We start from the raw sequence: 12854 nt of genomic DNA on the forward strand, positions 1-12854 counted from the left end.
GGGGAAACGACACACCCCTCCCCCGTGGGGAGGGGGCGGCGCGCAGCGCCGGGGGTAGGCCGCCGTTGCCGCAAGCCCTCAGCCCGTCCGAGGGCCTATGACGGCTCAGCGGCCGCGAGTACCGCTGCCGGAATCTCGTCCAGCAGCAGGTGCTCCTTGTTGATGTTGTACACCACGAAGTACCGGCCTTCGCGCTCCAGGAACTGGGGCATGCTGATGCCGGTCTTCAGGTTCGTCTCCCCGGTATCATCCACTTCAGCCACCAGGAACGGCTCCCCGAACCGCAGGCCGGCATTGCGCTGCTCACCGGGTGTCTCGCGCCCTACTGCCAGCCACTGCGGGTTGCGGGTGTGTCCGTCGCCATCCCATACGTGCCTGGCGCCGCGTTGCGTGCCGTCGTTGTTGGTGAAGAGCAGCACGACGCGACCATCGGAGGTCTGCGTGACCGGGCACATGGTCATGGGGTGCATGATGGGCGGGCCGCCGGGGGCATAGCACAGCGGCTCGACTGCCGACCAGCTCTGTCCGCGGTCCTCACTCACGGTGTACCCCGGCGCCCCCAGGAAGGTCCGTCCCACACCGACCCAGCGTCCGTCCGACAGCGCCAGTAGCGTCATCTCCTGGAAGTTGAAGGCCGTCTCGTACGGAACGCCGTCGAAGGCCCCCAGCAGGCGCTGCAGTGCGGGGTTGTCCCAGTGCTTGCGCACATCGGCTCTGATCCCGCGCGGGCCCTCGGGCAGCAGCGTGAAGTGCAGCCGGTCGGGATCCTCCTCCGTCAGAACGTTGTCACAGCGAACTACACTGACTTCGGCCGGGATCGTCATCCACGCCCGCGCGCGCTTGGGCCAGGTGGAGGGGTACATGCTCACCGGCAGCAGCACCTCCCCTGTCGGCATCACCCGTGGCGGGTGATTGATCCACCCGTGGCAGCGCCCTGTGAAGGTGCTAATGTCGCGGTCTGGCAAAGCGATCATCCGCCGTTCCGACCACGTCTGTCCGCGGTCGTCAGACACGACGAACCAGAAGTTGCCACTGTCATAGTCGGGCCCCGACCAGCCGACGCGCTGGTTGCCGGCAAAGAAGAACAGGACAACGCGCTCGGAGCCGGGGACGATGAACGGGGCCCCGTAGGCGATGCGCTCGTCGGGGTTTGAGCCGATGATGGGGCGCGGCGTTGTCCAGGTCCGCCCCGTGTCACCGCTGGTGGCGGATACGATCTGCTCATCGAGAGCGTGCTCGAAGCTCCCCTGGCTCCATGTCGTCAACCACGTGCCGTCCCCGAAGAACACGGTGCAGTTGGACTCGTTCTTGCAGACGGCGGCGACGGCCGGGTCGAGGCCCTCGCGGGCCCCGCCGTGGGCGCTGAAGGCTGGACCATCGGTGGGAGGGTGAACGAAGACCTCGCTGTAGGCGAAGGGGCGCTGCTTGAGCAGAGAGGCGACGTCGGCCATGGCTAGCCCCCAGCCGGTCTGGCCCGGACGGCGTGCATCTCCTGCAGCAGCCGGGGCATGCGGCTGTTCAGTAGCGTCTGGGACAGCGCCTGGTGGATCGGCGTGGGGTCGAACTCCAGCAGCAGGGCCGCCAGGTTGGCGTTCTGGGGGACCAGGACGCCGATCTCGGCCATCAGCTCGGTCTGCCTCTTGGCAAAGTCCGTCGCCGGCATTGCCCGCACGCGGTTGAGGAAGTCCAGCAGCATCTGTCGGCTGTTCTCACGCGCCGCGGTGCCCTCCCCCCCGGCCTGCGCTGACAGCAGCGCCACCAGCCGGTCGCGCGATTGGGCCCAGGTCGCCTCGTCTGTGTCGCGCAGGCGCTTGAGCAGGGCCAGGCCGCGCCGGCCGATGGCATCCGGCTGCCCGCCGCCGATCAGCTTCCCCTGCTGCTCGGGGGTCAGCACCGCCCATACCAGCTTCTCCTCGGCTGTCAGCTCTGTGATGGGCTTGCCGTCCGGCAGGCCCCGGTCCCCCAACTGCTGGACGGCCGTCTGCATGAGCCGCCCGAGGGCTTCCTGGTCGCCCGGCTTCATCTCCTGGCCGGCCAGGACCTTCCGGCGGAGCTCCTCGGCCTTGTCCGCAGCCTCGGCCACGACCTGGAGGTCCGGCCCCGGCGGCGGGTGCGCCTGGTGAACCGCGGCCACGGTCTGCCACTGCGCGTCCGTCAGGGCCAGCTGCGTCAGGCGCCCGAGGATTTCAATGTCCGTCCAGATGTCAATCAGGCGCACGATGCCGGTCAGGAGCTGACCACGGTCAGCCTCCTGCGCCCCGCATGCCGTCGCCCACAGCAACCCCGGGAGCAACAACAACACGCTCAGTCTGCGCATCACGATCCTCCCCTATTCGCCCGTCAGCACCATGTTGTCGCGGTGGATGACTTCATCGGCGCCGGCGTGGCCAAGGATGCGGCCAATGTCACGGCTATGCCGCCCGGCGATGCGACGCACTTCGTCTACCGAGTAGTTGACCAGCCCCCGCGCGATCTCGCGCCCCTCCGGCCCCACTACCGAGACCAGATCACCGGCCTCGTAGTCGCCCCGGCTGCTGGTCACGCCGCTGGGGAGCAGGCTCGCGCCATCGGGCTGGCATAGCGCCCGGCAGGCCCCCTCGTCAATCCAGATGGTGCCCATCGGCTCGCGCACCGCTGCCAGCCAGGGCTTCTTGCCCCCGGCCGTCTGCCGCCCGGCCACGAACAGCGTCCCCACCTGCTGCCCCTCGCACAGCCGCAGCAGCACATTGTCCTCGCGGCCGTCGGCCATCACGACCGAGATGCCGCAGGTGGCGGCCACGCGCGCGGCGGAGATCTTGGCCTTCATCCCGCCCCGGGACTCCGGCCCGCCGGCCGAGCCCACGTCAGCCTGCAGCGGCGCGCCCGGCTGCACCACGGGGATGAGCTGCGCCTCCGGGTTCTGCGACGGGTTGTCGGTGAACAGCCCCGCCTGGTCGGACAGGAAGACCAGCAGGTCCACCCGCATCTTGGTGGCCACGATCGCCGCGAGGCGGTCGTTCTCCACGAACGTGACTCCCTCGACGGACACGCTGTCGTTCTCGTTGATGATCGGGACGACGTGGGTCTTGAGCAGCAGCTCCAGTTGGTTGCGGACGTTGGTGTAGCGCTGCCGATCAATCATGTCATCCATCGTCAGCAGCACTTGCGCGGGGATGAGCGCGTGCGCGGCGAAGGCCGCGGAGTAGTTACGCATCAGCTCCGGTTGCCCGATGGCGGCGGCGGCCTGACGGTAGGTCAGGGTCTCCTTGGTGCGCGGGTTGCGCAGGACCTGGCGGCCCAGATGCACCGCCCCGGAGGTGACGATGAGGCACTCCACGTCCCGGTCCTTGAGCCGACCGATCTGCCGCGCCAGCCGGTCGAGGAAGATCATGTCCAGCCCGCCCTCGGGGTCGGTCACCACGCGCGTACCGACCTTCACCAGCAGGCGGCGCACTTGCGGCAGGCAGTTGTCTTCAGCGTGTGTGTGCTCGGACACCTGGCGGATCACCTACAACCGACGGCGGGAACCGGGAGCCGAGAGGCGCAAGTCGGGAACGGTGGGGCCTGGCCGTCCCCAAGCCCCAAGACCCAGTCCCCAATCCCGCCTCTCAGCCTCTCACCTGCCCGTTACCGTGGATGACATACTTGTAGCTCGTGAGTTCGCGTACGCCGACCGGCCCGCGGGCGTGCATCTTGCCGGTCGAGATGCCGATCTCGGCGCCCATGCCGAACTGCCCGCCATCGGTGAAGCGGGTGGAGGCATTGTGGTAGACGCACGCCGAGTCCACCTCGCGCAGGAAGCGCGCGGCGTTGGCCTCGCTATCCGTGATGATCGCCTCGGTCAGGCCCGAGCTGTGCTCGGCGATGCAGTCCAGCGCCTCGTCGAGTGACGAGACCAGGCCCATGGTCAGAATGAGGTCGAGGTACTCGGTATCCCAGTCCTCGGCCGTGGCCTCGGTGCAGCCGTCACAGACAGCCATGACGCCGGCATCGGCCCGGATCTCCACGCCCGCGGCCTGCAGGTCGCCTACAATGGCCTTGAGCGCCTTCGTGTTGTGTTCGTGGACGTAGAGATTCTCTACGGCGTTGCAGACGCCCGGCCGCTGCACCTTGGCGTTGTGGACGAGGCTGACGGCCATGTCCACGTCGCAGGCGGCGTCCACGTAGATCTGCGTCATGCCGCGCTCATGCTCCAGCACGGGCACGGTGGCATTGTCCTTGACCGTGCGGATGAGCTGCTTGCCCCCGCGCGGGACAACCAGGTTCAGGTACTGGTCGAGCTTGACCAACTCCAGCACGGCCTGGCGGTCCGTGACAGGCACGATCTCCACGCACGAGGCAGGCAGGCCCACTTCCGCGGCCGCCTCGGCCAGCAGGCCGGCGAGGCACACATTGGAGTGGATGGCTTCCGACCCGCCGCGCAGCACCACGGCGTTGCCGGCCTTCAGGCACAGGCCGACAGAGTCCACGGTCACGTTGGGCCGCGACTCGTAGACGATCCCCACCACGCCGATGGGCACAGGGACCTTCTGGATGCGCAGACCGTTCGGGCGCTCCCACTCAGCGAGGGTGTCCGCCAACGGGTCGTCGAACGCCGCGATCTCCTCCAGTGCCACGGCCATGTCCTCGATGCGCTTGTCATCCAGGCGCAGGCGGTCGAGCATGGCCGAGGACAGGCCCTTCTCCTGCCCGGTCTCCATGTCCTTGGCGTTCTCGGCCTGGATCGTCTCGGCGTTGGCGCGGAGCTTGCCGGCCATGGCGCGCAGGGCCGTGTCGCGCAGTGCCGCATCGGCCTTGATGAGGTCGCGAGTGGCCGCGCGGGCCCGCGCCGCACGCTCTACGACGGCTTCCCTGATGTCCATCGAGTCCTCCGGGATGGGGCAAAGATGCGCCGGTGAGGGCGCACGTATAATGTACTGTTTTGGGCACGGTTCCTCAAGGGGAGAGTCGGGAGCGGGACGGCGTCCTCACCCCTCCCCCTCTCCCTCGCTCCGCTGTGCTTCGCTCCGGAGAGGGGGACCATTCGCCCACCTCGTGGCTTCGAAGCTACAAGGCGCCATCCGGCTTCCCCTCTCCGGAGCGCTCAGCCTTACCGAGCGCGAGGGAGAGGGGGAGGGGTGAGGACGCCGTTTGCCGTTCCCCGTTCACCCCAGATCGCCGGCCCTGTACCCGTACCGCCGCATCAGCAGGTACGTGCCCGTCGCCCCGCCCGCCCACACCACCAGCAGGCTCTCGAGGTTGGCCAGGCCTGCCAGGGCCGCCACCAGCGCGCACGGGCCGCCGACCAGCCACCCGGTGAGCAGGTGCTCGTACGAGCAACGCCACTGCGGCAGGAGGCGCCGCCCCACTGCCGAGGCCGCCCAGGCGCTCAGGGCGCCCAGACCCAGCGGCGCCAGGGCCAGCGCCCAGTGCGGAAGAGCCCCCTTGAGCGCCATGCTCAGGGCGATGCCCAGCATGAAGCTGCCGCCGAAGGCGCATACGCCGTGGCCGAAGGGCGTCATCAGGTGCTGGGGCCCTGCGGCTGCCTCGGGGCCGGCGCCACACGCGGGGCAGGTCGTGGCGGAGTCGCGCACAGGGGCGCCGCACGCCGGGCACAGCCGCCCCAGCCCGCGCCGCTCCGGTTGCCACTGGGCGGGCGTCTTGTGGTCAGTCAACGCCGGGCACTCCTCTGTGCGGCCGCATCCCTGCCGGGAGCGCTCTGCTACGACCGGGCCGCCCAGCGGTCCCGCACCTGCGCCGCGAGGCCCAGCCGCTCCGGCACGCTACCCTCGGTGGGCTTGCACTCCAGCGTGCGGATACCAGCGAAGGCGTGTTCTGCCAGCGCGTCCAGATACGGCTCGAAGTCCAGGCAGGCCTCGCCGGGGATGTAGTGATCGCGCAGCTGTGCATCCACGTCGTGCAGGTGCAGGGAGAACAACCGCCCCGACTCCAGCGCCACCCGCCCCTCCGCCACCGGGTCCAGACCCGCCTGCACGGTGTGACCGATGTCGTGGCAGAGACCCACATGGTCGCCCAGGCCCTCGATCAGCGCCAGCAGGGAGGCCATGGTGCCCCCCAGGTCCGCGTTGGCTCCGAGGTTCTCGACGCCCAGGCGCAGGCCGCGCTCGCCGGCGGCGTCGGAGAGCCGGTCCAGCGAATCCCGCACCCGTCGCTGCGCCGAGGTCAGGGCCACGCCGGTCAGGCCGGCGGCGCTGCTGATGGGGTGGACGACCATCTCGGGCGCGCCCGCGGCAGCCATCGTGCCGAAGTAGTCGAGGTTGGCCTGCACCGAGGCCAGGCGCGCCGCCTCGTCCGCCAGGTCCAGGTAGCGGCCCGGGACGGGGGTGTGCACGGAGCTGATCGTCAGGCCGGCGGCTCGCAGGTCGGCAGTGACGGCAACCGGGTCCTGCTCCCAGGCGATGACCAGGGGTGAGGCGTCGTCAGACAGCTCGACGCGGCGGAAGCCCGCGTCAGCCAGGGCGGCGACAGCCGCGGCCGGGGCCAGCGGCGCGGCGATCCACGAGGAAATGCCATACTGAGCCATAGGGACAACTCCTGAGCAAGCGTGATGCGTGCGGCAGAGGCGTGAAGACTTCCGCTGTCACCGCAGGAACCCTTCCTGGCTGGCTTGCTCGCCCCTTCTGGGCGTGTTCTTCCCTGCCGTGCCATCATCATGTATAATGCGGGGCACGAACGGCGGGGACCGGGCGCAGGGCCGGGCCTCGTCGCACGAATGGGGAAATACTGCTGCTCAAGCACAGGCTGCCGTTTGCACTGCGCGCAGGCCTCGTGTCTGCGCTGGTCCTGGGGCTGCTGACGGGCCTGCACTGGCTACACGGCCTGGATAACTGGCTGGCGGCCGGGGCCTTTGCTGTGCGTGGTCCGCTGCCGCCAGAGCCTTCAGTCGCGGTAGTAGCCCTCGATGCCGCCAGCGAGGGTAACCTCAAGCCGATGCCCTGGCCGGCCGAGACGTGGCGGCGGGCTTTGAGCAACCTTCTGTCAGCCGGGCCGCGAGCGGTGGGGCTGGACGTGCCGGATGTGCGCAAGGCAGTGGACTGCAACGGCCCGGGGGCCCGGCAACTGGCGGCCGTCATCTCCGGGCGCCCGGTGGTCCTGGCGTTCGCAGTGCAAGACGGGACCGGAGACGTCGTGACTGCCCCGCCGGGGCTGGCCCGCCACTCCTGCGGCACCGATGGACTGCCCGAGCCGCCGACGGGCCGCAAGTGCCTCCAGTTGCCCCCTGATGAGGTGCTGACGGCGGCAGCGGGCGTGGGCGCGATCAACGTCTATCCCGATCTGGACGGTGTGGCGCGCGCGGTGCCCTTGCTGGTGGGCTATGACGGGCGCTCGTACCCCTCCCTGGTGCTGGAGATGGCCCGACTGGCACAGGGCCTGCCCCGGGGGCAGGCGCGCCTGCAGCGCCCCTGGGTGTCCCTCGGGCAGGCGCGCTACAAGGTGCTGCCGAGCGCCGAGATGGTGGTCAACTTCGCCGGCGGCTACATGCAGTACCAGCCGGTGCCCTTCCACATGCTGCTGAAGATGAGCCCCGCAGACCTCCAGCGCAGTTTCGGCGGCAAACTCGTCCTGATTGGCCCCACTGATGGCAGCCTGGCGCCGTACCTGCGGACGCCGGTGGCGCCGCGCCTGCCGGGAGTGGAACTGCAGGCGAATGCGCTGGGCAACCTGTTGCGCGGCGACTACTTCCGGCCCCTGCCGGGCTGGCTCTCGCTGGTCGCACTGCTGGCGGCGTGTCTGCTCACCGCGCTACTCGTGGCGGAGCGGCGCCTGGCAGTGGGCGCGTTGCTGACGCTGGTGCTCACCGTGGCCACAGGCGCGTTGCTGTATGTCGTCTTCCGGCAGGGCTACTGGCTGCCGTGGTCGGCGCCATTGCTGGGTGTGGCGTTCACCGGGGTGGCCCTGGCCCTGCAGCAGGCCGGGGTGGCCGACCAGTCGCGGGCGCGGACCGAGGCGGCCATGCGCAGCCGCCTGGAAGCCATCGCGCGCGTCGGCGACCTCGTGGACAGCAGTTTGGACCGCCAGGAACTGCTCAACCAGATCATGCAGTGGGTCGAGGCCGAGCTGAATGTGGAGGCGTGCTCGCTGCTGCTGGTGAGCGAGGACCGCCAGCACCTGCGCTTCGAGGTGGCCCTGGGGCCCAAGGGCGACCTGGCGAAGGACTTCGTGCTGCACATGGGCGAGGGTGTGGTGGGCATCGTGGCCCAGACTGGCCGGCCGATGGTCATCAACTCGGCCCTCAACGACCCTCGCCGCCAGAGGGATATCGCCAAAGCCATTGACTACCAGCTAGAGAAGGTCCTGTGCGTTCCCATGACGCTGCGTGGGGAGGTCATGGGCGTGCTGGAGGTCATGAACAAGCGCGACCACTCCGACTTCACGGAGCAGGACTGCTCGCTACTGACCGTGATCGCCCAGCAGGCCTCCCTGTTTCTGGAGAATGCCCGGCTCTATGGCGTGCTCCAGCAGCGTGTGGACTATGCCAATGCCGAGTTGCTGACCGCCATGCGCGAACTGCGCCTGGAGAAGGCGCGGGTGGAGACCCTGGTGGAGGAGATGGTGGACGGTGTGGTGGCCGTGGACGCCGACAACCGCGTCGTGCTGGTGAACTCGGTGGCGCGGCAGATGCTGGGCCTGCGCGACCGGGACATCGAGGGGCGCTCGCTCAAGGCGGTACTGGCCCATCCGCAGCTCCAGGCGCTCTTCGACCAGCCGCTGTCGGCCAGCCGGCCGTCCATCACCGAGGAAGTGGACTTGCACGGTGACACCGGACAGGTGGTGCGGGTGTCGGTGGCGCGCATCGAGGGACCGGCCGATGAGCTGATGGGCAAGTGCGCCGTCTGCACCGACATCACGCACTTCAAGCAACTCGACCAGATGAAGACCGACCTGGTGTCGTTCGTGTCGCACGAGCTGAAGACGCCGCTGACTTCCATCGGCCTGTACGGGCACATGCTGCGCGAGAAGCTGCAGGCCGGCGCCGTGCCCGAGGCGCAGGACATGGCAGCCTCGATTGACCGCCAGAACACGCGCATGAAGCACATGGTCGAGGACTTCCTGAACATCTCGCGCATCGAGGCCGGGCGGCCGCTGGACATGCTGTGGCATGAGATTCACGACGTGCGGCAGTTCGTGGATGAGGTGGTGGCCATCGAGGCCCGCACCACGCGCGACCACGAGTTCTCGCTGGATTTGCCCCCGGACACCCCGGCGCTGTGGGCGGACCGGGGCAAGCTCGAGGAAGTGCTCATCAACCTGGTGAACAACGCCATCAAGTACTCCCCGGACGGCGGGCTGATCACCATCGCCGCCGAGCCACAAGACAACATGATGCGCTTCTCCATCACCGACATGGGCGTGGGCGTCTCCCGGGAGGCCCAGAGCCGCCTGTTCCAGCGCTACCAGCGGGTCGGCAACAAGCAGCGGGTCAGCGGCACCGGCCTGGGGTTGTTCGTCTGCAAGGCCCTGATTGAGGCTCACGGCGGCAAAATCTGGGTGCAGAGCGAAGAGGGCAAGGGCAGCACGTTCTACTTCACCGTGCCCATCTACCACGGCCAGGACAAGGACAACGCCGCGGCGCAACCCTCGCCGGGGTAGGAGCACCATGCCAACCACAGTGCCCCTTCAGGCCGGCATGCACGTGGAACTCAAGAAGCCGCATGCCTGCGGCGCCAACCGCTGGGAAGTCATTCGCCTGGGGATGGACATCAAGCTGCGGTGCACCCAGTGCGGCCGGTATGTGACGCTGGATCGCCCGGTGTGCGAGCGGCGGGTACGCAAGGTCCTCGAGACCACGTAGGGGCGCGATTCATCGCGGCCGTTGTTTGTTTGCTGCATCGACGGACTCGTCGGCGCGATGAATCGCGCCACTATAGGAGTTGCCATGCCTACTGTGACTGCTGCCGTTGACATCGCCGCCCCGCTCGACCGGGTCTATGCCCTGTCGCGCGACATCGAGGCCTTCCCGAGCTTCATGCCCGACGTGCAGGAGGTGAAGATCCTCGAGCAGCACCCGGACGGCTACCAGCGCAGCTCGTGGGTCGGTATCGTCAAGGAGTTCAAGCGCACGATCTCGTGGACGGAGGAGGACCACTGGGACGACGCCGCTCATACCTGCCGGTTTGAGCAGACGGAGGGCGACTTCGCCCTCTACCGGGGCGACTGGCGCTTTGACGCCGCCGACGCCGGGACCCATGTGGAGCTGGAAGTAGAGTACGAGTATGACGTGCCGCTGATCGGCAATCTCATCAAAGCGCTGCTGAAGCGCAAGATGCAGGAGAACTGCGACAACATGCTGGCCGCGATCAAGGCGCAGGCCGAGAAGGCCTAGCGGCTTCAGGCTACCGCAGATAGCGAACAGGGCCTCCCGGCGACGGGAGGCCCTGTGGTGTCTCTGGGAGGCAGATGGGGGCGCTAGCCCGCTGCGTCCCCGGTCGGCGCCTCGGCGGCCGGCTCCTCCTCGTCCTCGTGCGGTATGAATACCTGCTCCACGTGCTCCGCCGGCAGCTTCCGCGTGACCGCGGACACCAGCGGCAGCACGACCAGCGGCACCAGCATGGCGATGGCGCTGGCCACCGGGATGATGGGGGACTTGGCGATGGGGATCAGCCCGCCGGCGGGGGCCGGGAAGCGCATGAAGATCGGCACGCCCACGGCGATGGCCAGCCCCACGAAGGCCGCGACGACGGCCCCCGTCCGCGTGGCGCCCTTCCAGAACAGCCCGTAGACGTACGGCGCGATGAAGAAGCCCGCCAACGCGCCCCATGAGAAGGCCATCATGTTGACGATGAAGCTGATCTTGCAGGCCGCCAGCATGACGGACACGCCGACGAAGATGCCGCACAGCACGCGCAGCACCGCGACACCCTTCGGGTCGGCTGCCGTACCCTTGACGCGATAGCCCAGCAGGTCCACGGAGATGGCGGCGCTGGACACCAGCACCAGCGAGGCGAGAGTGCTCATCGAAGCCGCCAGGACGATCAGCAGAATCAGGACCGTGAACCAGGGCGGCATGTGCGTAAAGAGCATGAAGGGCACGATCTTGTCGGGCTCAAGCTTGGCGTCGAAGGGCAACTGGGTGGCCTGCAGCAGCAGGTGGCTCATGCCGCCGGTGAAGTACGCGCCGCCGGCGATCAGGATGCAGAAGGCCGTCGAGATGACCGTGGCGGGCAGGATGTCCTTGGGGCGCCTGATCGAGTAGAACTTCTGCACCATCTGCGGCATCCCCCACACGCCCAGGCTGGTGATGAGCACGAGGGAGGCCAAAGTCAGCCAGCCGGGCACCGGCCCGGGGGCAAATAGGCCGGGTGTGTTCTGCGGTTGCAGGCCTTGCGAGACGGCGCTGGCGATACCACCCACCGGCGCCGAGATGAGCGCGATCATGATGATGACGCCGACGATCTGGACGAGGCCCTGGAAGAAGTCGGTCAACGTGACGGCCAGGTAGCCGCCCATCAGCAGGTAGATGCCGGTGATGAGGGCCATCATGCCGACGGCGGTGAGGTAGTTCACGCCGAGGTTCTGCTCGAACAGGTAGGCCAGCCCCTGGTAGACCGAGGCCGAATAGGGCACCAGGAAGATGAAGATGACGACGGCGGAGATGCTGCGGAAGGCCGGCCAGGCATAGCGGGCGTGGAGGAACTCCGGCATGGTGATGGCGTCGAGCCGGGCCGTCATCGAACGGGTCCGGCGAGCCAGGAAGAACCAGGCTGCCAGCGACCCGACCAGGACGTTGCCGGCCGCGATCCACAGGGTGTTCATGCCGAAGCCCCAGCCGAGCTTGCCGGCATAGCCGATGAAGAGAACAGCGGAGAAGTAGGTGGTGCCGAAGGCGAAGGCGGAGACCCAGGGACCGATCTTGCGCCCGGCGATGAAGAAGTCCCCCACGTTCCTCACCCGTCGCGACGACCAGTAGCCGATGGCGACGTTGATGAGGATGTACAGCAGAACTACGGCGATGCGCGCAGCCATGAAACGACCTCCCAGGGCTAGGTGTGGGCTTGTGCACGCGTTCACAAAGGGGGAAGGGCTCCCCCCATGCGGTGCACCACAGGGACGGATTCTCTCAGAGTCCGTGCGAGGGCAGACCACTCCGGCTGCCCCTGGGAAACGACCTGCACAGAGTAACCATTCGCCCGGCGGAGGTCAAGAGGTGCGTCTCTCGCCCTGCGCCGCGTGCCCCACACCCTTGCCGTCGAACGCCCCATCGGCTATCCTGCGGGGCAATCCTGCACCGGCGGAGGATAGGATGACCAGTCCCCAAACGCCGTCCCCCATCCCGACCCTGGCCCGGCACCTGGGCCTGTGGGCGCTCGTGCTGTATGGCGTCGGCGACATGCTTGGCTCCGGCATCTACGCCCTGATCGGCAAGGCCGCGGGCGTGATGGGCAACGCCGTCTGGCTGGCCTTTGTGGTGAGCATGGTCGCGGCAGTGTTGACGGCGCTGTCGTATGCTTCCCTGGGGTCGCGCTATCCCCGCGCCGCCGGGGCCGCCTACGTCACCCAGCGGGCCTTCAGCCGTCCGGCCCTGTCGTACTTCATCGGCCTGATGGTCATGGCCTCAGGGCTCACGTCCATGGCGACGCAGTCCCGCGCGTTTTCGGACTACTTCTCGGTGTTCGTCGGCGACGTGCCGCGCGCGGTGCTGGTCGTGGGCTTCCTGCTGGTGCTGACGGCCATCAACTTCTGGGGCATCCGCGAGTCGGCGTGGCTGAACGCCGTGTGCACGACGGTCGAGGTGTCGGGGTTGCTCATCGTCGTCGCGGTCGGTTGGCGCTTCTGGGGCAGCGCGAACTACCTGGAGCCGGCGACGCTGCTCGGCGGGGGCCTGGCCAACCTGACGCCCATGCTGGTCTTGCAGGGGGCGGTGCTCACCTTCTACT

At 68.3% G+C, this 12854-nt stretch carries 11 protein-coding genes; 4 read left to right on the plus strand and 7 right to left on the minus strand.

Annotated features, from left to right (window positions below):
• Positions 1 to 95: 95 nt before the first annotated feature.
• The 6 genes from LLH23_05210 to LLH23_05235 form a co-directional block, all read right to left on the minus strand.
• Complete coding sequence (locus tag LLH23_05210) at positions 96 to 1451, minus strand: glycoside hydrolase (protein ID MCE5237872.1); 1356 nt, start codon at positions 1449 to 1451, stop codon at positions 96 to 98.
• A gap of 2 nt (positions 1452 to 1453) precedes the next feature.
• Entirely contained in the window at positions 1454 to 2317 is an 864-nt protein-coding gene (locus tag LLH23_05215; protein ID MCE5237873.1) for a hypothetical protein, read from the minus strand.
• A gap of 12 nt (positions 2318 to 2329) precedes the next feature.
• Entirely contained in the window at positions 2330 to 3475 is a 1146-nt protein-coding gene (gene proB, locus LLH23_05220; GenBank protein MCE5237874.1) for a glutamate 5-kinase, read from the minus strand.
• A gap of 112 nt (positions 3476 to 3587) precedes the next feature.
• Positions 3588 to 4841 (minus strand): glutamate-5-semialdehyde dehydrogenase, encoded by a 1254-nt coding sequence (locus tag LLH23_05225; protein ID MCE5237875.1) that lies wholly within the window; start codon positions 4839 to 4841, stop codon positions 3588 to 3590.
• 282 nt (positions 4842 to 5123) lie between these two features.
• Positions 5124 to 5633, minus strand: coding sequence for a zinc ribbon domain-containing protein (locus LLH23_05230; protein MCE5237876.1), 510 nt, complete (start codon positions 5631 to 5633; stop codon positions 5124 to 5126).
• Positions 5634 to 5680: 47 nt separating this feature from the next.
• Positions 5681 to 6502: a sugar phosphate isomerase/epimerase gene (locus tag LLH23_05235; protein ID MCE5237877.1), complete on the minus strand. Its 822-nt coding sequence runs from the start codon at positions 6500 to 6502 to the stop codon at positions 5681 to 5683.
• 245 nt (positions 6503 to 6747) lie between these two features.
• Between LLH23_05235 and LLH23_05240 the strand changes: the two genes are divergently transcribed.
• The 3 genes from LLH23_05240 to LLH23_05250 all read left to right on the plus strand — a co-directional run bounded on the left by LLH23_05240 (position 6748) and on the right by LLH23_05250 (position 10303).
• Positions 6748 to 9570, plus strand: a complete 2823-nt coding sequence (locus tag LLH23_05240) for a CHASE2 domain-containing protein (protein ID MCE5237878.1) — start codon at positions 6748 to 6750, stop codon at positions 9568 to 9570.
• Positions 9571 to 9577: 7 nt separating this feature from the next.
• Positions 9578 to 9772: a DUF951 domain-containing protein gene (locus LLH23_05245; GenBank protein ID MCE5237879.1), complete on the plus strand. Its 195-nt coding sequence runs from the start codon at positions 9578 to 9580 to the stop codon at positions 9770 to 9772.
• A gap of 84 nt (positions 9773 to 9856) precedes the next feature.
• Positions 9857 to 10303: an SRPBCC family protein gene (locus LLH23_05250; GenBank protein ID MCE5237880.1), complete on the plus strand. Its 447-nt coding sequence runs from the start codon at positions 9857 to 9859 to the stop codon at positions 10301 to 10303.
• Between the two features lie 83 nt (positions 10304 to 10386).
• Here LLH23_05250 and LLH23_05255 read toward each other — a convergent pair whose 3' ends face one another.
• Complete coding sequence (locus LLH23_05255; GenBank protein MCE5237881.1) at positions 10387 to 11943, minus strand: sodium:solute symporter; 1557 nt, start codon at positions 11941 to 11943, stop codon at positions 10387 to 10389.
• A 277-nt stretch (positions 11944 to 12220) separates the two neighbouring features.
• On the opposite strand from LLH23_05255, the gene LLH23_05260 reads away from it, so the two are divergent.
• The coding region (locus LLH23_05260) for an APC family permease (GenBank protein MCE5237882.1) at positions 12221 to 12854 on the plus strand (634 nt) is incomplete at its 3' end.

The sequence above is a fragment of the bacterium genome (genome assembly GCA_021372615.1).
GTDB lineage: Bacteria > Armatimonadota > Zipacnadia > Zipacnadales > UBA11051 > JAJFUB01.